Raw genomic sequence first — 18136 nt, forward strand, 5'->3', positions numbered from 1 at the left:
GAGCCGGTTTGACCGAGACCACCACGCCCGTGCCCGCGCTGGCCGAAGATCCGGCCGGCTTCTGGGACCAGAGATATGCCGACAGCGACTATTTCTACGGCACCGCGCCCAATGCCTGGCTGGTGACGCAGAAGCACCGGCTGAAGGCGGGCCAGGCCGTGCTGGCGGTCGCCGACGGCGAGGGCCGCAACGGCGTATGGCTGGCCGAGCAGGGCTGCAAGGTGACGGCGGTCGACGCTTCGCCCAAGGCCCAGGCCAAGGCGGCGGCGCTGGCGCAGAAGCACGGCGTCGGGCTGACCCTGCACACCACCGACCTGCGCTCGTGGGACTGGCCGGCCGGCCGCTTCGACGTGGTGGTGGCGATCTATGCCCACTTCCGCCGCTGGGACCGGCCGGTGATCCACGCCAAGATGCTGCAGGCGCTGGTGCCGGGCGGGCTGGTGCTGATCCAGGCGTTCAGCCCCTATCAGCGGCTTTACCAGTCCGGCGGCCCGCCCGACCTCGACATGCTCTATTCGGCCTATCGCCTGCGCGAGGATTTCCGCGACGCGGACATCCTGGAACTGGACGAGACCGAGACCACGCTCGACGAGGGCCGCGGCCATCGCGGCCGCGCGGCGGTGACCAGCCTGGTCGCCCGTCGCCGGCCCTGAGGGCCGCGCCCGGTTCGCGCAGGCCTTTCCTTTCGCGCCGGCCGCATCAGGTTCGCGACCGCGTCCATACACAGATCGAACAGGGGAAACCGCCGATGATCGACGTCTACAGCTGGCCGACCCCGAACGGCCACAAGATCCACATCATGCTGGAGGAATGCGGGCTGGCCTACCGGGCGATCCCGGTCAACATCGGCAGCGGCGACCAATTCGCGCCGGACTTCCTGAAGATCAGCCCGAACAACAAGATCCCGGCCATCGTCGATCCGGACGGGCCGGACGGCAAGCCGATCTCGGTGTTCGAGAGCGGCGCGATCCTGATCTACCTGGCCGAGAAGACCGGCCGCTTCATGCCGGGCGCCGACCGCCCGCGCGAGCGCTATCGGGTGCTGGAGTGGCTGATGTTCCAGATGGGCGGCGTCGGCCCGATGCTGGGCCAGGCCCACCACTTCCGCAACTACGCGCCGCAGAAGATCCCCTACGCCTACGACCGCTACACCAACGAGGCCGGCCGGCTCTATGGCGTGATCGACCGCCGGCTGGGCGAGAGCCCGTGGCTGGCCGGCGACGCCTATTCGATCGCCGACATCGCCACCTTCCCCTGGCTGCGCTCCTACGAGAACCAGGGCCAGAAGCTGGAGGACTTCCCGCACCTGAAGGCGTGGTTCGAGACCATCGCCGAGCGGCCGGCGGTCAAGCGCGGGGTCGAGGTGCTGATGGAGCACCGCCGCCAGGGCGGCATGTCCGAGGCGGAGAAGAAGGTGCTGTTCGGCGCGCAGCAATACGCCCGCCGTTGAGCGGCACGCCGGCCGCCGGCGGTGCGGGCGAGAGCGCCCGCACCCGCACCCTGCGCTACGGGCTGTGGGGCTGCTCGACGCTGATCATCGCGCTGGTCGTGCTGGTCGCCGTCGTCGCGTCGGTCGCCTATCTCGAATACAGCGAGCCGGACTCCGACTTCCCGCGCCGGCTCGCCGACGCGGTGGCCGCGGCCGGCGAGGGCGGAACGGTCGACCTGGCCGCGCTGTCCGACACCGCGTGGCAGCAGGTCAGCCTGCTGCCGCACGGCGAGACCGCGCCGGCCGCGATCGACGCCTGCCTCGGCTTCGCCTGGGACAAGTCCGAACTGGTCGCCGGCCACCTCGCCGGCGCCGGCTCGCACGCGTTCGTGCTCGCCGCCGACGGCGAGGCGCTCGACTATGGCTGGCACCTGATCGCCGGCCAGCCGCTGGCCTTCGACCCGTGGCCGTGCGCCCTGGCGCGGGCCGACGCGCGCTTCGCCGTCCACATCGACGGCGGCGTGGCGCGGCTCAGCCCGCTGCAGGCGCAGCCGACGGACGCGAATCCGGGTTCGGGCGGTTAGCCGCGGGACGCGGCCGGCCGGTCAGCCGACGGCAACCTTCCGCGGGCGGCCGCGGCGACGCCGCTCGGCCCCCGGGAACTGCACGACATCGCCGCCGCCGTTGAGCATCAGCAGTTCTTGCTTCGCCCGTTCCAGCGTCGCGACCTCGCGTGCGCCCTCGCGATCGAAAACGTGAATGCAGCTCAACTTGATCTCGACCAGATCGAGCAGAGCTTCGACAGTCCTGTCTGACAGTTGCATGGCCATACCTCGTGCCAATCCATTGCCCCCCGCGGCACCTGTGCGGATCCGGCTTTCTGCCAATCCTTGACGACGACCGGTGATGCCACGAAGTCGAGGCAACGTTGGCGCAACAGTCCTAAAAAATCTTGAAGCCGTCCGCACAAGCCAAATCGGCCATCGCCGGCCGGCCGGGCGGGCCGCGACGGTTAATCCGATGGCAACCGCTATGCGGCAGATTTGATGCGTATTGTCCGATCTGCCGGCAGGAGGCGCGCCCGATGACCCAGCTGCACGTGATGACCTTTGCGAACAACGCGGCGATGGGCGCCGACGTGCCGGACGACCTGGTGCATAACGTCGACGAATACCTCGGCGAGGGATTGTACAGCCGCCGGCTGACCGACAAGATCCTCAGCGCGTTCAACCAGGCCTATGCCACCGGCGAGTTCGAGGTCGCCGACATCCTGCGCCAGGCGCTGTCCCACGCGGTCGACAACACCGATTCGGTCGGCGGCGAGCGGCGGCGCCATCCGGCGCTGTCGCAGGCCGAGCTGTGGGTGCGCTACGTCAACGCGCGCAACGCGTACAAGACTGCCAGCGACCCGCTGTCCGGCGCCGCGCCGGAGACGGTGGAGACGGCGCTGAACCGGATGAAGGAAGCCTATCGCCGCTGGAGCGCGGCCTGATCGAGGCGGCGCGGCGACCGGCTCAACCTGCCGCCAGCAGCCGGGCGACATCGCCCGGCATCGCAACCTGGCCACGTGGATCTCGGCGGAACTGTACGCCGTCGCCACGGCTGACGCCGCCAGCCGGCCGGCGATCGTCGCCCGGTCGAGCCCGCGCAGCGCGGTGTCGTCGGTCGCCCAGCCATAGGCCAGCGCGCCGCCGGTATAGCTCGGCACCTGGGCGAAATAGAAGCTCGCGTCGGCGAAGGCCGCGGCCCAGCCGCGCGGCTCTGCACCAGCACCTCCGGCTGCAGGAACGGCGTGCCCGCCATCGTCACCAGCACCCCGCCGGGGCCCAGGCCGCCGGTGGCAGGCCGCGTAGAACGCCGCCGAGAACAGCGGCTCGCTCGCCGGCTCGGGATCGGTCGAGTCGACGACGATCACGTCGAAGCGCTCGCCGTCGCCGGCCATGTAGTCGAAGCCGTCGGCGATGACGATCTCAGCCCGCGGGTCGGCGAAGGCGCCCTGCGGCAGCTCCGGCATGTGCGCGGTGCACAGGTCGATCACCGCCCGGTCGATGTCGACCAGCACCGCACGGCGCAGCGGGTGCTTCAGCACCTCGCGCAGCGAGCCGCCGTCGCCGCCGCCGACCACCAGCACCGATTCGGCCCGGCCGTGGGCCAGGATCGGCACATGGGCGAACATCTCGTGATAGACGTGGTTGTCGCGGCTGGTGGTCTGGATCGAGCCGTTCAGCGCCAGAACGCGGCCGAACAGCGGGTTCTCGAAGATCACCAGGTCGTGGTGCGGCGTGGTCTGGCGGAACACGACGCGGCTGACCTCGAACACCTGGCCGTAGTGGTCGTGCATCGTCTCGCGATATTCCATCATGGCATCAGCCCGCGGCGCAGGGTCTGGATCGCGACCCGGCCCGGCTGCAGCCGCCGGCGCAGCACCGCCACCGCCGCGTCGGGGTCGGCGTCGCCGCACAGGAAGATGTCGACGGCGGCGAAATCGTGCTCCGGCCAGGTGTGGATGCTGATGTGGCTCTCGGCCAGCAGCAGCACGCCGGTGACGCCCAGGTTGGGCGAGAAATGGTGCAGCCGGCAGTCCAGGATGGTGGCGCCCGCCGCCAGCGCCGCCTCGCGCAGCGCGGCCTCCAGCGCGGCCGGGTCGTCCAGGTCGTGCGCGTCCCACAGGTCGGCGATCACGTGGATGCCGGCGTGGCGCCGGCCGTCTCTTTCGACGAAGCGGTCGTGGATGCCGGTGCTGGCCTCGCTCAATCGTTCCTCCGCTCGACGCGGCTTTGCGCCGGCCGCCCTGCACGCCGGCCGCCGGGTCCGCTGTCGGTCGCCCTGGCTGGAGGCGCCAGTTATGGCCGCCGCCGCCCGCCGACGCAAGGCCCCGCCCGGCGCCCGGCACGCGCCCGGCACCGCGTCCGCGCCGGGGTCCGCCCCGGGGTCCGCCCCGGGGCCAGGCACGCGCCCCGCACAGCAGGCGCGTTGACAGTCCACGGCGCCGGTGGCATCTAGGCCAACCGTGCGTGCGGCCAACGGCCCCGCGCACCGCGGAGGGGTGGCCGAGCGGCTGAAGGCGGCGGTTTGCTAAACCGTTATGCGGGTAATACTCGCATCGAGGGTTCGAATCCCTTCCCCTCCGCCAGTTCCGCGGTGTCCGGCCCGGAGAGATGGGTAACGGATTGTACCTAAGACATGGGTGACAACCACGGGCCGAACGGGTTGTCGAGAGTCTGCAGGGTCTTCTGTTCCAGGTCGACGTATCCTAGGTCGTAGTGCATGAAGCTGACCAGCCAGATGGCCTGGTCGACTTCCTTGATGCCGAGACGCTGTCCGGCGAGCACGGTTGAAATGTTGATCTTCTTGCGGTGCATGCAGATGCGTCCGCAGGCGGTGACCATGATGTCGCGGTCGTGCATTGGATAACTGATGTCGGGCAGACCGCGATAGGGCCTGGTGGAGGGCGCGTAGGCCTCGGCTGGCGTCTTCATCTGCAAGGCTTCGTGCGGTCGCTCGGTGTTGAACTCGCGGACGAAGGCGTCGAATCGAGCTTGTTGCTGGAGGCTGTTCATGCCGGCCGGCCGGGTCGCCTCCTTCTTCAGGGTGAGATGCATGCGCTCGTGGCGCCCGTTCTGCTGGGGGCGGCCGGGCTTGATGCGTTCGATCGCGATCCCCAACCTCAGCCACCAGACGGCGAGCCTGGAGAGGCCGTAGAGCCCGTTGGGACTGGCGAAGGGAACGCCGTTGTCGGACCGGATCGCGCCGGGCAGGCCGCGCTCGTGGAACAGCTGCTCGAAGGCGGTGATGGCCAGGTCCTCGCGGGTGGACTCCAGCGCTTCGCACATCAGCAGGTAGCGCGACGCCTGATCGGTTACGGTCAGCGGGTAGCAGTATCGGCTGTTCCCCAGCTTGAACTCGCCCTTGAAGTCGGCGCACCAGAGGTCGTTGGGTTCGGCGCCGGCGGACAGCGGCGTGCCCTTTGCCCTGTGGCGGGGCCGTCCGGGGACCTTGACCAGGCCGTGCCGGTGCAGGACGGCGTGGATCGTGCTCCTGGCGGGGACGCGGACGTCGCCCGCCAGCCGCCGGACCAGCAGTTCGCGGATCTTGCGCGCCCCCCAGTGGGGCTTCTCCTGCTTGAAGGCGACAATCATCGCCTCGATCGGCGCCGGCAGTTGGTTGGCGTAGCGCACCGGCCGGCGCGAGCGGTCGCTCAGCGCCTCCAGGCCATGTTCCCTATAGCGATCGTAGACCTTGTAGCCGGTCTTCCGCGAGATGCCGAACTCCCGGCAGACATCGCTCATCGACTCCCCCTCGAGCAGACGAGCGACGAACCTCAGGCGTTCTTCCACAACCGAACACTCCTTCCACGGCATCGACATCTCTCCCCAGGCGCGCCTGGGGAAACATGTCACCCATGTGTCCGGTACGTTCTGTCACCCATCTCTCGGGCCGCTCACAAATGTCCTATCGGTCCGCGCGCAGGCCTTCCAGCGATTCCAGCCGCTTGCGCGCGGTCGGCCACAGCCGGCGGGTGACCTGGGCGACGATCGCTTCGGTGATCGCCAGCAGCGCCGCGCCGGAGTCCCAGTTCGACGGCACGGCCACCCGCGCGGCGATCACCGTACCGGCAACCTGCACGACCGGCGACAGCCACTGGTCGGTGAACAGCACCACGGTGGTGCCGCGGGCATGTGCCTCCTTCGCCACCCGCACCACGTCGGCCTGGTAGCGGCGGATGTCGAACACCACCAGCACGTCGCGCGCGCCGAAGCCGATGATCTGGTCGCCCCAGGTCGCGGTCTGGTGGTCGACCAGGCTGACGTCGTCGCGCAGGATGCGCAGGTGGCGCACCAGATACAGCGCCAGCGCCTCGGTGAAGCGCCCGCCCATGGCGTGGATGCGGCGGCGCGGATCGGCCAGCAGGTCGACGACGGCGTCGAACTCGGCGGCCGGCACCGAGGCGAAGGTCTCGGCGACGTTGCGGGCGACGGCCGCGGCGAAGTTCGACGGCGCGTCTGGCTCGGCGATGGCGGCATGCGGCTCGGCCTTGCCCAGCGGCGGGGTAAGCCGCGCCTCCAGCTCCTGGCGCAAGCGGCGCTGGAACTCGGGGTAGCCGCCCGGCCCGAGGCGGGCGACGAAGCGCAGCACGGTCGGCGCCGACACGCCGGCCCGCGCCGCGAACTCGGCCACCGGCGACAGGCCGGCCGCCGGATAGTTCGACAGCAGCACCTGCGCCGCCTTGCGCTCGGTCTTGGTGAAGCCCGACAGGCCTGCGCGCACCGCCTCGGCCACGGTGGCGCCGGCCGCGACGGCTGTGTCGGCGTCCGCGCCGCCGGCCGCCGGCTTGCGGGCGGTCCGCGCGCGGCGTGCGGTCTCGTTCAGCGTCGTCCTCCCCAGGCTGGCACGCTGCGTCAGCTTGGCCCCGGCGCGGCGGTTGACGCAAGCGCCATTCTGTAATCAACATGAGAGAATGGAGGTTCGGGGGGCAGCTTGTAACAGATGGTACAGAAGCGACAGCTTCGTGCGCTGGCGCGCCCGCGGCCTGCTCGCCGCCGCGGGACAGGCCGCCGCGGCCGGCTGCAATGGCTGACGACGGCCGCGACGACGCACCGGACGACGCGGCCCGCATCGTCGGGGCGGCGCGTTCGGGCGGGCTGGTCGTGCTGTGCGACCATGCCTCGAACCGGCTGCCGGCCGCCTATGGCACGCTCGGCCTCGGCCCCGACGACCTCGCCCGCCACATCGCCTGGGATCCCGGTGCGCTCGCGGTGGCGGAACGGCTGGCAGCCGCGATCGATGGGCCGCTGGTGCACGCCACCTGGTCGCGCCTGCTCGCCGACTGCAATCGCGACGCCGCGGACGAGGACCTGATCGTGACGGTCAGCGAGGACACGCCGATTCCCGGCAACGCACAGCTGAGCGCGGCGGAGCGGCAAGGCCGCATCGCCCGCTTCCATGCCCCCTATCATCGCGCGGTCACCGCGCTGTGCGACGACCGCGCCGCCGCCGGCCGCCTGGCCGGGCTGGTCGCGCTGCACAGCTTCACCCCGGTCTACAGGGGCGTGCCGCGGCCCTGGCACGTCGGCGTGATCCACGACGACGACATGCGGCTGGCCGGCCCGGTGCTGGCGGCGCTGACGGCGGAAGCCGGACTGGTCGTCGGCGACAACCGGCCCTATGCGCCGTCCGACCGCGTCTATCGCACGCTGGAGCGCCACGCCGCGGCGCGCGGCCTGCCGGCGGTGATGATCGAGATCCGCAACGACCTCGTCGCCGAAGAGACCGGCGTCGCCGCCTGGGCGGACCGGCTGGCCCGCGCGCTTCGCCCGGCCGCCGCCGGGCCGTCCTCTTCCGGTGCCGTGCCGGCGGCGGGAGCGGTGCCGTGCTGAGCGCCGTCCGCGCCTATGTCCGCTGGGTCGAGGCCGTGAACCGGGTCGTCGGCATCTTCGCGATGTACCTGGTCTTCGTGATGATGGCCGTGCTGGTCTATTCCTCGGTCACCAAGGCGCTGTTCAGCCAGCCGCACTGGTACCTGGAGGTCGCCCAGTTCCTGATGGTGGCCTATTTCCTGCTCGGCGGCGGCTATTCGATGCAGACCGACAGCCACGTCCGGATGGACCTGTTCTACTGCCGCTGGTCGCCCAGGACGAAGGCATGGGTCGACGTCGTGACGGTGTTCTTCCTGGTCTTCTACCTGATCTTCCTGCTCTGGGGCGGCTACCTCAGCACCGAGTATTCGATCGCGTACAACGAAACCACGCGCTCGCTGTGGAACCCGCCGCTGTGGCCGATCAAGGTGATCATGATGGCCGGCATCGTGCTGATGCTGCTGCAGACCATCGCCACCTTCTTCCGTGACGTGGCGAGCCTGCGCGGGATTGCGCTCTGATGAGTTACGAGCTCATCGCCATCCTGATGTTCTCGTCGATGATGCTGCTGCTGCTGACCGGGCAGCGGGTTTTCGGCGCCATCGGCTTCGTGGCGGTCGCGGCGGCCGTGCTGATGTGGGGCGAGGGCGGGTCCGACCTGGCGTTCAGCGCCAGCATCAAGCTGATGAACTGGTACCCGCTGCTGACGCTGCCGCTGTTCATTTACATGGGCTACATGCTGTCGGAGTCGGGCATCGCCGACGACCTCTACCGCATGTTCCACGTCTGGATGGGCCCGCTGCGCGGCGGGCTGGCGATCGGCACCATCGGGCTGATGGTGGCGATCTCGGCGATGAACGGGCTCAGCGTCGCCGGCATGGCGATCGGCGCCTCGATCGCGTTGCCGGAACTGCTTCGCCGCGGCTACGACAAGATCATGGTCACCGGCGTGATCCAGGCCGGCAGCTCGCTCGGCATCCTGGTTCCGCCCAGCGTCGTGCTGGTGCTCTACGGCATGATCGCGCGCCAGCCGGTGGGCCAGCTCTGGCTCGCCGGCGTGTTCCCGGGCCTGGCGATGGCCGCGCTGTTCGTGGTCTACATCGTGGTGCGCTGCCACCTGCAGCCGGAACTTGGCCCGCCGCTGGCCAAGGAGGAGCGCAACCTCCCTTTTGCCGAGAAGCTGCGGCTGCTGCGCGCCGGCATCCTGCCGCTGCTGATCTTCTTCCTGATGACCGGCCTGTTCCTGCTCGGCATCACCAGCCTGGTCGAGAGCTCGGCGGTCGGCGCGGTCTCGGCGACGCTTGCGGCCCTGGTCAAACGCCGCCTGACCCGCAATGTCCTGCACGAGACGGTCAAGAAGACCCTCGGCATCAGCTGCATGTTCATGTGGATCATCCTCGCGGCGCTGTGCTTCGGCGCCGTGTTCGACGGGCTGGGCGCGGTGCGGGCGATCGAGGGCTTCTTCGTCGACCGACTGTCGCTGTCGCCATGGGAGATCCTGATCATGATGCAGGTCTCCTACTTGGTCATGGGGATGTTCCTGGACGACACCGCGATGCTGGTGATCGTCGCGCCGCTCTACGTGCCGCTGGTCGGTGCGCTCGGCTTCGACCTGATCTGGTACGGCGTGCTCTACACCATCACCTGCCAGATCGCCTACATGACGCCGCCGTTCGGCTACAACCTGTTCCTGATGCGGGCGATGGCGCCGCCGGAGATCACCCTGGCCGACATCTACCGGTCGATCGTGCCGTTCGTGGCGGTGATGATCCTCGGCCTCGCGCTGGTCATGGCATTTCCGGAAATCGCGCTTTGGCTGCCGGAGGTGGTCAAGGTCAACAACAACTGAGGCCGCCCGCGCACCGGTCGTGGCGGCCCAATCGACAGGGAGGCGCAAACTGACGACCGATCCGACGCGTTCCTCCTCCGGGGTGACGCGGTCTTCAAGCCGAATGCGGCAGAACAATTTCGCTGAGGGAGCATCTACGACATGACCGAGACGAAGAGACGCGACTTTCTGAAGAACGCCGGCGTTGCCACCGTGGCCGCCGCCGGCGCGTCGACCCTTGCCGCGCCCTATGTCAAGGGCCAGAGCACCATTCGCTGGCGGCTGCAGACCTACGCCGGACCGGCGCTGGCCGAGCACGTGATCAAGCCGTCGATCGATTCGTTCAACAAGATCGCCAACGGCGAGATGGAGATCGAACTCTACTTCGCCGACCAGTTGGTGCCGACCGGCGAGCTGTTCCGCGCCCTGCAGCGCGGCACGGTCGACGCGGTGCAGTCCGACGACGATTCGATCGCCGCGCCAGTCGACATCTCGGTGTTCGGCGGCTATTTCCCCTTCGCCACCCGCTACAGCCTCGACGTGCCGGTGCTGTTCAACCAGTACGGCCTGAAGGAGATCTGGGAAGAGGCCTATGGCGAGGTCGAGGGCGTCAAGTGGCTCAGCGCCGGCTCCTGGGATCCGTGCCATTTCAACACGGTCGACCCGATCCGCAGCCTCGCCGACCTGCAGGGCAAGCGCGTGTTCACCTTCCCGACCGCCGGCCGGTTCCTGGAGCGGTTCGGCGTGGTCCCGGTGACCCTGCCGTGGGAGGACATCGAGGTCGCGGTGCAGACCGGCGAGCTGGACGGCATCGCCTGGTCGGGAATCACCGAGGACTACACCGTGGGCTGGGCCGACGTGACCAACTACTTCCTGACCAACAACATCTCCGGCGCCTGGTGCGGGTCCTATTTCGCCAACGAGGAACGCTGGAACGAGCTGCCGGAGCACCTGCAGGAGCTGTTCAAGGTCTGCATGGACAGCTCGCACTACTACCGCCAGCACTGGTACTGGGGCGGCGAGGCGCAGCTGCGCGTCGAGGGCACCAAGCTGGAGCTGACGTCGATCCCGGACGACGAGTGGGCGACGGTCGAGCAGGAGGCCTACAAGTTCTGGGACGAGATCGCCGAGATGAGCCCGCGCAACGCAAGGGTCATCGAGATCTTCCGCAAATATGCGGACGTGATGAGCAAGGCGGGCCGGCCCTATCGGTACGACTGAGGCCGCTTTCGCCGCGGCCCCGGCTTCGGCCGGGGCCGCTGCCTTGCCGCCCGCCCGCCTTGTCAGCCGGATCACCAACGCGATGCCGACCGAAACCCGCCCGATCCCGAAGACCGCCGATGCGCTGCTCGCCTATCTGCGCGACCGCGACCTGCCGCACGTCAAGGTCGGCGTGTTCGACGCCGACGGCGTGTTCCGCGGCAAGTACATGCAGCGGGCCAAGTTCGAGAGCGCGCTGGCCAAGGGCTTCGGCTTCTGCAACGTGGTGCTGGGCTGGGACAGCAACGACCAGCTCTACGACAACGTCAGCGTCGCCGGCTGGCACAACGGCTATGGCGACGCCGACGTGCGGCTGCTGCCGGAGACGACGCGGCTGGTGCCGTTCGACGGCGATACGCCGCTGGTGCTAGGCGAGTTCGCCGGCGCTGCGGAGGGCGTGTGCCCGCGCGGCACGCTGCGCCGGGTGCTGGCGCGCGCCGCCGACATGGGCTTCGACGTCGCCGCGGCGGCGGAATTCGAGTTCTTCCTGTTCGACGAGACCCCGCACTCGGTGCGCGAGAAGCGCTATCGCGGCCTGACCAACATCACCCCCGGCTATTTCGGCTACTCCATGCTGCGCGCCGGCGTCCATGCCGAGTTCTACGAGGATCTCCTTGGCCTGTGCCGGGCGATGGAGATGCCGCTGGAGGGCCTGCACACCGAGACCGGGCCCGGTGTCGTCGAAGCGGCGATCCAGGTCGACGGCGCGCTGGCGGCGGCCGATAAGGCGGCGCTGTTCAAGACCTACACCAAGATCCTGGCCCAGCGCCGGGGCTGGATGGCGACCTTCATGGCGAAATGGTCGCCGGACTGGCCCGGCCAGTCCGGCCACCTGCACATGTCGCTGACCGACCGCGCCAGCGGCGCGGCGGCGTTCCACGATCCGGCCAGGCCGCATGGCATGTCCGACACCATGCGCTGGTTCGTTGGCGGCCAGCAGGCGCTGATGCCCGAGCTGCTGGCGATGGTGGCCTCGACCGTCAACGCCTATACCCGGCTGATCCCCGGCTTCTGGGCGCCGACCGACGCCTGCTGGGGCGTCGAGAACCGCACCTGCGCGCTGCGGGTCATTCCCGGCTCGGCGAGGTCGCAGCGCGTCGAGTACCGGATCGCCGCCGCCGACATCAATCCCTACATCGCGCTCGCCGCCGCCATCGGCTCGGGTCTGTGGGGCGTCGAGCACCGGATCGAGCCGGGCACGCCGGTCGAGGGCAGCGCCTACGACCGCAAGTTCCCCGCCGCGCGCGCCCTGCCGCGCACGCTTTACGAGGCCGCGGTGCGGCTGAGACGCTCGAAGGCCGCGCGGACCCTGTTCGGCGATGCCTTCGTCGACCATTATGGCGCCACCCGGGAGTGGGAGGAGCGCGAGTTCCGCAAGGCCATCACCGACTGGGAGATGGCCCGCTATTTCGAGATCATCTGAGCCGACCCTGACAATATCCTGTCAGGGTCGGCTTTGCGAAGGGCCCGAACGATGAGCGACATCGTCTGCATCTCTCCCGTCGACGGCCGCGAGGTGGCGCGCCGCAGCCCGGCCGACGCCGCCGCGATCGAGGCCGCGCTGGCCGCCGCCCGTGCCGCCCAGCGGGACTGGGCACAGGTGCCGCTGGCCGAGCGCAAGGCCGCGGTGGTGCGTTTTCACGACGCCATGCTGGCGATGAAGGACGCGATCGTGCCGGAGCTCGCGCTGCAGATGGGCCGGCCGGTGCGCTACGGCGGCGAGTTCTCGCCCTTCACCGAGCGCACCCGCTACATGGTCGACATTGCCGAGCAGGCGCTGGCCCCGGTCGTACCCGGGCCGTCGTCCGGCACGGCCGTCGGCTCGCGGCGCGAGATCCGGCGCCGGCCGGCCGGGCTGGTATTCGTGATCGCGCCCTGGAACTACCCCTACATCACCGCGCTGAACACGGTGGCGCCGGCGATCCTGGCCGGCAACGCGGTGATCCTGAAGCATGCCCGGCAGACCATCCTGGTCGGCGACCGGTTCCAGATGGCAGCGGACGCGGCTGGTTGGCCGAAGGGCCTGTTCCAGCACATCGTGCTCGACCATGCGACGACCGAGCGGCTGCTGTCGGCCGGTGCGGTCGACCATGTCAACTTCACCGGCTCGGTCGAGGGCGGCAAGGCGATCTCGCGCTACTGCGCCGGCACCTTCACCACGCTGGGGCTCGAGCTCGGCGGCAAGGACCCGGCCTATGTCCGCGCCGACGCCAACCTCGACAGCGCGATCGAGAACCTGGTCGACGGCGCCTTCTACAATTCCGGCCAGTGCTGTTGCGGCATCGAGCGGATCTACGTGCACGACAGCCTGTACGACCGCTTCGTCGATGGCTTCGTCGGCATGACCCGGCAATACCGGCTCGGCGACCCGCTCGACCCGGCCACCACGCTGGGGCCGATGGCGGCCACCCGTTTCGCCGACGTGGTCCGTCGCCAGACTGCCGAGGCGCTGGGCCGCGGCGCGACCGGCCACCTCAGCCCGTCGGCCTTTCCCGCGTCGCGGGACGGCACGCCCTATCTCGCCCCGCAGGTGCTGACCGGCGTCGACCATTCGATGGCGGTGATGCGCGAGGAGAGCTTCGGCCCGGTGGTCGGCATCATGAAGGTGGCAGGCGACGACGAGGCGGTCGCGCTGATGAACGATTCCGACTACGGGCTGACCGCCTCGATCTGGACCGCCGACATGGACGCGGCCGACGCGATCGGCGAGCGGGTGGAGACCGGCACGGTGTTCATGAACCGCTGCGACTATGTCGACCCCGGCCTGTCCTGGACCGGGGTCAAGGACACCGGCCGCGGCGCCTCGCTGTCGGTGCTTGGCTTCGAGGCGCTGACCCGGCCGCGCAGCGTGCATCTGCGCCCTGCATGAGGCCGGCCGGCGCCGGCCGGACCGTCGGAGCGGTCGGCGCGTTTCGCGATGCGCGGCTCAGAAGAACTGCGCGACCTGGATCAGGGTGATCGGGCCGCCGTTGACGCTGCCCCAGACCTGGAACCAGAAGTCCCATTTCGCACCGTTGCGATAGCCGACGACGGTCGTGCCGCCGAGGAAGCCGGACGACGTTCTGACGATGTCGTCGACGCGCCGCCAGTAGACGCTCTTCCGCAGCTCGCCGACGATCCGCACATTGTCCCCGTGGTTGAGCATCGCCGCATTGCGAAGCTGGTCCAGCTCGACCCGGGTCGTGTCGGCCTGGAACGACGGCCGCTTCGACGCCATCTGACGCTCGCTGGAATCGCGCTGCGAGTTGGCGTGGAACACCACGTTGCGGCCGTGGTCGTTGACGCCGATGAAGAAGGCGCAGCCGGACATGTTGGCGGTGCAGAAGAAGGTCGGTCCGTTGGTCTGCGGCAATCGGACCGAGTAGATCTGGTCCTGGGCGTAAGGCAGATACACGGTGTCCGCGCCAGGGGAGATGTCGACCTTGCGGACGTTGGGATAGGCATGGGCGCCGACCGTCGAACTGACGAACTCGTTGAAGTTGATCTTGTGGTGATTGCCGCGAACTGTCTGCCCGAGGCCGTCGTAGTCGCCGATGTAGTACGCATTGGTCTGGAAGTTGGCCAGCGGGATCATGATGCGCTCCTCCCCATGTCGCGCGTTGCGTGCAGGCCGCGCCGATGCCTTCGTTCGGCCTGGTCGGTCCGCGTCGATCATGTCCTGTCGGTCGGCCAGTCGAAACTCACGTGATCGTAAGGAACCCGGGTCGCTTGTGAGTGGACAGGGCCGCGGCGCGGCCGACACTCTGCTGCAGGGTCGCTATGAAAAGGGAGAACCGAGCGGATGCCGAACGAAGCGCCTATCTCGCGACGCGCCGGCGGCGCGATCGCTGTCGCCGCGGTCCTGGCGCCGACCCCGGCCTGGGCGGATTTCGAGCGCTTCGCGATCGACCCGGACCATTTCGCCATCGGCTTCATGACCCATCACCTGGGCTACGAGCAGGTGCTGGGCATGTTCCTGGAGGGCGCGGGCACCTTCGAGTACGATGCCGAGGCGCAGGCGCTGCGCAATGTCGAGATCACGGTGCAGGCCGCCAGCGTGTTCACCAACCACGACGCCCGCGACGGCCATCTGCGTAGCGGGGACTTCCTCGATGCCGAGGCGAATCCGGTGATCCGTTTCGTCGGCACGTCGGCCGAGGCGACCGGTGCAAGCACGGGCATCGTCCACGGCGACCTGACCCTGCGTGGCGAGACCCGGCCGGTCAGCTTCACGGTCACGCTGAACAAGGCGGCCGACTATCCGTTCGGCGCCGGTCCGCCCTATGTGCTGGGCATTTCCGCCCGCGGCACCGTCGTCCGCTCCGAATTCGGCAGTACCTATGCCGTCGGCAACGGCTGGGTCGGCGACGAGATCGCGCTGATCGTCGAGCTGGAGGCGATCCGCCAGGCCGAATAGGCGGCGCCGCTCAGCCGAATTTGACCAGCAGCGCGCCGCCGATCACCATCGCCACCCCGGCGACGCGCCACAGCGAGATCGGCGTCTCCGGGATGCCGAGCCAGCCGAAGTGATCGATCACCAGCGAGCCGACCAGCTGGCCGGCCACCAGCCAGGTGAAGAAGGCGGCGGTGCCGACGATCGGCGCCAGCCAGACCGAGCTCAGCACGAAGATCGCCCCGAAGATGCCGCCGAACGTCACCCAGATCGGCAGGCCGAGCAGGCGCTCGGCCGGGAACCGGCCGGCGAGCCCGGTCAGCGCGAACGCGATCATGGTGACCAGGCTGATCGCGATCGAGACCATGGCGGCCCACAGCGGGCTGCCGGTCTGGCGCGCGATCTCGTTGTTGATTACCGGCTGAGTGGTGAATGCCGCGCCCAGCGCCGCCGCGATCAGGCCGTAGACCAGTGCGCCCATGGTCGTGCTCAGGCCGCCGCCGCGATCGGGTCGATCGGCCGGCCGAAACCGGCGTCGAGCGTCGCCTCGATCCACGCCGCCCATTTCAGCAGCAGCGCCTCGCCGCGATGCGGTCCGACCAGCTGCAGGCCGACCGGCAGACCGTCCATGGTCCGGCCGCAGGGCAGCGCCAGCACCGGCCGGCCGAGCAGGCTCAGCGAATAGGTGATCGCCAGCCAGTCGACATAGGTCTCGAAGGTGACGCCGTTGCACTCGGTCACCGTGCGCTGCTCCACCGGGAACGGCGGCACGATGGCGCCGGGCACGATCAGCAGGTCGTAGGTCTCCTCGAACGCCGCCATCGCCGCGCACAGCCGTGCGCGGATGCGCTCCGCCCCGGCCAGGTCGCCGGCGCTGAGCTTCAAACCCTGCTCGATGTTCCACACCACGTCCGGCTTCAGCTGGTCGCGGTGGCTGGACAGCAGTGCGCTGTGCGCGGTGGCGAAGTGGGCGCCGCGGATCGCGTTGAAGCAGTCGCGCGCGCCGGTCAGGTCCGGATGCGCCTCGTCCACGTCGACGCCGGCGCGGGCCAGCGCCTCGGCCGCCTTGCGGCAGATCGCGGCGATCTCGCGGTCGACCGGGGTCAGGCCCAGGTCGGCGCTGAACGCCACCCGGTTCGGTGCCTCCGGCGCGCGGGTGGCGGCGCTGAAACGGTGCAGCGGGCTCTCGATGCTCAGCGGGTCGCGGGCGGACGCGCCGGTCATCGCGTCGAGCGCCAGCGCGAGGTCGTCGACATTGCGGGCCATCGGGCCGGAGACCGACACGCTCTGGAACGGCGACGGGCCGGGACCCTGCGCCACCCGCCCCGGCGACGGCCGCAGGCCGACCACGCCGCAGAAGGTCGCCGGCGTGCGCAGCGAACCGCCGAAGTCGGTGCCCTGCGCGATCCAGGCCATGCCGCTGGCCAGCGCCGCGGCGCCGCCGCCGGTGGAGCCGGCCGGCGACAGCGCGGTGTTCCAGGGGGTGCGGGTGACGCCGAACACCGGGTTGAAGGTGTGCGCGCCGGCGGCGAACTCGGGCGTGTTCGACTTGGCGTAGACCAGCCCGCCGCTCGCCTCCAGCCGCTGCACGGTCAGGTCCGAGGCGGCGGCGACGTTGTCGGCGAAGATCGGCGAGCCGTAGGTGCAGCGCACGCCCTCGACCGGGGTCACGTCCTTGATCGGCACCGGCAGGCCGGCCAGCGGCCCGCGATGCTCCACCGGCTTCGCCATCAGCGCGTCGGCGCGGGCGCGGGCGCGGTCGAGGCACAGCGTCGGCAGGGCGTTCACCGCCGGGTCGACCGCCGCGATGCGCGCTGCAAGCGCGTCGAGCAGGTCGTGCGGCGTGATCTCGCCGGTGCGCAGCCGCTCGACGAGCGCGCGGGCCGGGCTGGCGATCAGCGGGTCGATGTCGGGCATGGTCGGGTTCCTCGCGCGCGGGTCCTGCGCCCGCCAGTCATATCGTCGCCAGCACGCCGCCGTCGACGTAGATCACCTGGCCGTTGACGAAGTCGGCGGCGGACGAGGCGAGGAAGATGCACGCACCCTGCAGCTCGCGCGTGTCGCCCCAGCGGCCGGCCGGGGTGCGCGCCGTCAGCCAGCCGTTGAACTGCGGGTCCTCGACCAGTGCCTTGTTCAGCGGCGTGGCGAAATAGCCCGGGCCGATGCCGTTGACCTGAATGCCGTGCCGCGCCCAGTCGGTGCACATGCCCTTGGTCAGCATCTTCACCGCGCCCTTGGTCGCGCTGTAGGGCGCGATCGAATAGCGCGACACTTCGCTCATCAGCGAGCAGATGTTGACGATCTTGCCGCGCTTGCGGGCGATCATGTGCCGGGCCACCGCCTGGCCGACATAGAACACGCTGCTCAGATTCGTAGTCACCATCTCGGTCCAGGTCGCGACCGGATAGTCCTCCAGCGGCGTGCGGCGCTGGATCCCGGCGTTGTTGACCAGGATGTCGATCGGGCCGTGGTCGCGCTCGATGCCGTCGACCGCGGCGGCGACCGCGGCCGGATCGGTCACGTCGAAAGCGGCGGTCTCCACGGCCAGGTCGCGGGCGCGCAGCGCCTCCGCCGCCGCGGCGAGCTTGGCCGGGTCGCGCCCGTTCAGCACCACCTCGGCGCCGGCCGCGGCCAGCCCCTCGGCCAGGCTCAGCCCGATGCCCTGGCTGGAGCCGGTCACCAGCGCGCGCCGGCCGGTCAGGTCGAACAGCTGTAACGACATGCGATTCCCCCCTCTCGCTCGCGGGTCGGCCTCGCCGGGCGGGCCCGAAAGCGTGCAATTGCGTGGATTGCGGCGGCCCGACCGGATAGGTTGTTGCCGCCCGACGACAAATATCTCATGTTACCGATAACAATGACAAGGCGCGCCGCCTGCGGCCGGCTGGTGCCGG

Annotated in this window: 19 protein-coding genes and 1 tRNA gene; 11 read left to right on the top strand and 9 right to left on the bottom strand. The window is 69.7% G+C overall.

Translation table 11 applies throughout. The annotated features are described in order from the left end of the window. Positions 1–8: 8 nt before the first annotated feature. The 3 genes from R3F55_02255 to R3F55_02265 all read left to right on the top strand — a co-directional run bounded on the left by R3F55_02255 (position 9) and on the right by R3F55_02265 (position 2013). Complete coding sequence (locus tag R3F55_02255; protein MEZ5666257.1) at positions 9–653, top strand: class I SAM-dependent methyltransferase; 645 nt, start codon at positions 9–11, stop codon at positions 651–653. A gap of 95 nt (positions 654–748) precedes the next feature. After that, entirely contained in the window at positions 749–1450 is a 702-nt protein-coding gene (locus R3F55_02260; GenBank protein ID MEZ5666258.1) for a glutathione binding-like protein, read from the top strand. Beyond that, positions 1447–2013, top strand: coding sequence for a hypothetical protein (locus R3F55_02265; protein ID MEZ5666259.1), 567 nt, complete (start codon positions 1447–1449; stop codon positions 2011–2013). The genes R3F55_02260 and R3F55_02265 overlap by 4 nt, the downstream gene beginning before the upstream one ends. Positions 2014–2034: 21 nt before the next feature. Here the strand turns inward: R3F55_02265 and R3F55_02270 are convergent, their stop codons facing one another. The 3 genes from R3F55_02270 to speD form a co-directional block, all read right to left on the bottom strand. Beyond that, on the bottom strand, positions 2035–2259 hold the full coding sequence (locus tag R3F55_02270) for a hypothetical protein (GenBank protein ID MEZ5666260.1): 225 nt from the start codon (positions 2257–2259) through the stop codon (positions 2035–2037). Positions 2260–2459: 200 nt separating this feature from the next. Continuing rightward, positions 2460–3791 (bottom strand): hypothetical protein, encoded by a 1332-nt coding sequence (locus R3F55_02275; protein ID MEZ5666261.1) that lies wholly within the window; start codon positions 3789–3791, stop codon positions 2460–2462. Then, complete coding sequence (speD, locus tag R3F55_02280) at positions 3788–4183, bottom strand: adenosylmethionine decarboxylase (protein MEZ5666262.1); 396 nt, start codon at positions 4181–4183, stop codon at positions 3788–3790. Before speD ends, R3F55_02275 begins: the two co-directional genes overlap by 4 nt. Before the next feature lie 286 nt (positions 4184–4469). Between speD and R3F55_02285 the strand changes: the two genes are divergently transcribed. Then, positions 4470–4562: transfer RNA gene (locus R3F55_02285), tRNA-Ser, on the top strand. 43 nt (positions 4563–4605) lie between these two features. Here the strand turns inward: R3F55_02285 and R3F55_02290 are convergent. Together R3F55_02290 and R3F55_02295 are read right to left on the bottom strand one after the other, a co-directional pair. Next, positions 4606–5790: an IS481 family transposase gene (locus R3F55_02290; GenBank protein MEZ5666263.1), complete on the bottom strand. Its 1185-nt coding sequence runs from the start codon at positions 5788–5790 to the stop codon at positions 4606–4608. Between the two features lie 91 nt (positions 5791–5881). Next, positions 5882–6709, bottom strand: a complete 828-nt coding sequence (locus tag R3F55_02295; protein ID MEZ5666264.1) for a MurR/RpiR family transcriptional regulator — start codon at positions 6707–6709, stop codon at positions 5882–5884. Positions 6710–6999: 290 nt separating this feature from the next. Between R3F55_02295 and R3F55_02300 the strand changes: the two genes are divergently transcribed. The 6 genes from R3F55_02300 (at position 7000) to R3F55_02325 (ending at position 13742) form a co-directional block, all read left to right on the top strand. Beyond that, positions 7000–7806: an N-formylglutamate amidohydrolase gene (locus tag R3F55_02300; protein ID MEZ5666265.1), complete on the top strand. Its 807-nt coding sequence runs from the start codon at positions 7000–7002 to the stop codon at positions 7804–7806. After that, positions 7800–8306 carry a TRAP transporter small permease subunit gene (locus R3F55_02305; protein ID MEZ5666266.1) on the top strand — a complete coding sequence of 169 codons (507 nt, stop codon included), beginning with the start codon at positions 7800–7802 and terminating at the stop codon, positions 8304–8306. Before R3F55_02300 ends, R3F55_02305 begins: the two co-directional genes overlap by 7 nt. Further along, complete coding sequence (locus R3F55_02310; GenBank protein ID MEZ5666267.1) at positions 8306–9634, top strand: TRAP transporter large permease subunit; 1329 nt, start codon at positions 8306–8308, stop codon at positions 9632–9634. Before R3F55_02305 ends, R3F55_02310 begins: the two co-directional genes overlap by 1 nt. A 141-nt stretch (positions 9635–9775) precedes the next feature. Continuing rightward, positions 9776–10834 (top strand): TRAP transporter substrate-binding protein, encoded by a 1059-nt coding sequence (locus R3F55_02315; GenBank protein MEZ5666268.1) that lies wholly within the window; start codon positions 9776–9778, stop codon positions 10832–10834. Positions 10835–10916: 82 nt separating this feature from the next. Then, entirely contained in the window at positions 10917–12296 is a 1380-nt protein-coding gene (locus R3F55_02320; GenBank protein ID MEZ5666269.1) for a glutamine synthetase, read from the top strand. Between the two features lie 51 nt (positions 12297–12347). After that, the gene (locus tag R3F55_02325) at positions 12348–13742 is read left to right on the top strand and encodes an aldehyde dehydrogenase family protein (protein ID MEZ5666270.1); all 1395 of its coding nucleotides are present in this window, start codon (positions 12348–12350) and stop codon (positions 13740–13742) included. 57 nt (positions 13743–13799) lie between these two features. Here R3F55_02325 and R3F55_02330 read toward each other — a convergent pair whose 3' ends face one another. Then, the gene (locus tag R3F55_02330; GenBank protein MEZ5666271.1) at positions 13800–14447 is read right to left on the bottom strand and encodes a hypothetical protein; all 648 of its coding nucleotides are present in this window, start codon (positions 14445–14447) and stop codon (positions 13800–13802) included. A gap of 207 nt (positions 14448–14654) precedes the next feature. Here R3F55_02330 and R3F55_02335 point away from each other — a divergent pair, with 207 nt between their 5' ends. Continuing rightward, positions 14655–15269, top strand: a complete 615-nt coding sequence (locus R3F55_02335; GenBank protein MEZ5666272.1) for a YceI family protein — start codon at positions 14655–14657, stop codon at positions 15267–15269. Positions 15270–15279: 10 nt separating this feature from the next. Here R3F55_02335 and R3F55_02340 read toward each other — a convergent pair whose 3' ends face one another. Genes R3F55_02340 through R3F55_02350 form a run of 3 tightly spaced genes read right to left on the bottom strand, consistent with a single transcriptional unit; the run spans position 15280 to position 17967 of the window. Continuing rightward, a complete protein-coding gene (locus R3F55_02340) occupies positions 15280–15726 on the bottom strand; it encodes a DMT family transporter (GenBank protein MEZ5666273.1) in 447 nt (148 codons plus the stop codon). Positions 15727–15734: 8 nt separating this feature from the next. Beyond that, positions 15735–17162 (bottom strand): amidase family protein, encoded by a 1428-nt coding sequence (locus R3F55_02345; GenBank protein ID MEZ5666274.1) that lies wholly within the window; start codon positions 17160–17162, stop codon positions 15735–15737. Between the two features lie 37 nt (positions 17163–17199). Continuing rightward, the gene (locus R3F55_02350; GenBank protein MEZ5666275.1) at positions 17200–17967 is read right to left on the bottom strand and encodes an SDR family oxidoreductase; all 768 of its coding nucleotides are present in this window, start codon (positions 17965–17967) and stop codon (positions 17200–17202) included. Between the last annotated feature and the right edge of the window lie 169 nt (positions 17968–18136).

This window comes from Alphaproteobacteria bacterium (assembly GCA_041396705.1).
Taxonomy (GTDB): domain Bacteria; phylum Pseudomonadota; class Alphaproteobacteria; order CALKHQ01; family CALKHQ01; genus CALKHQ01.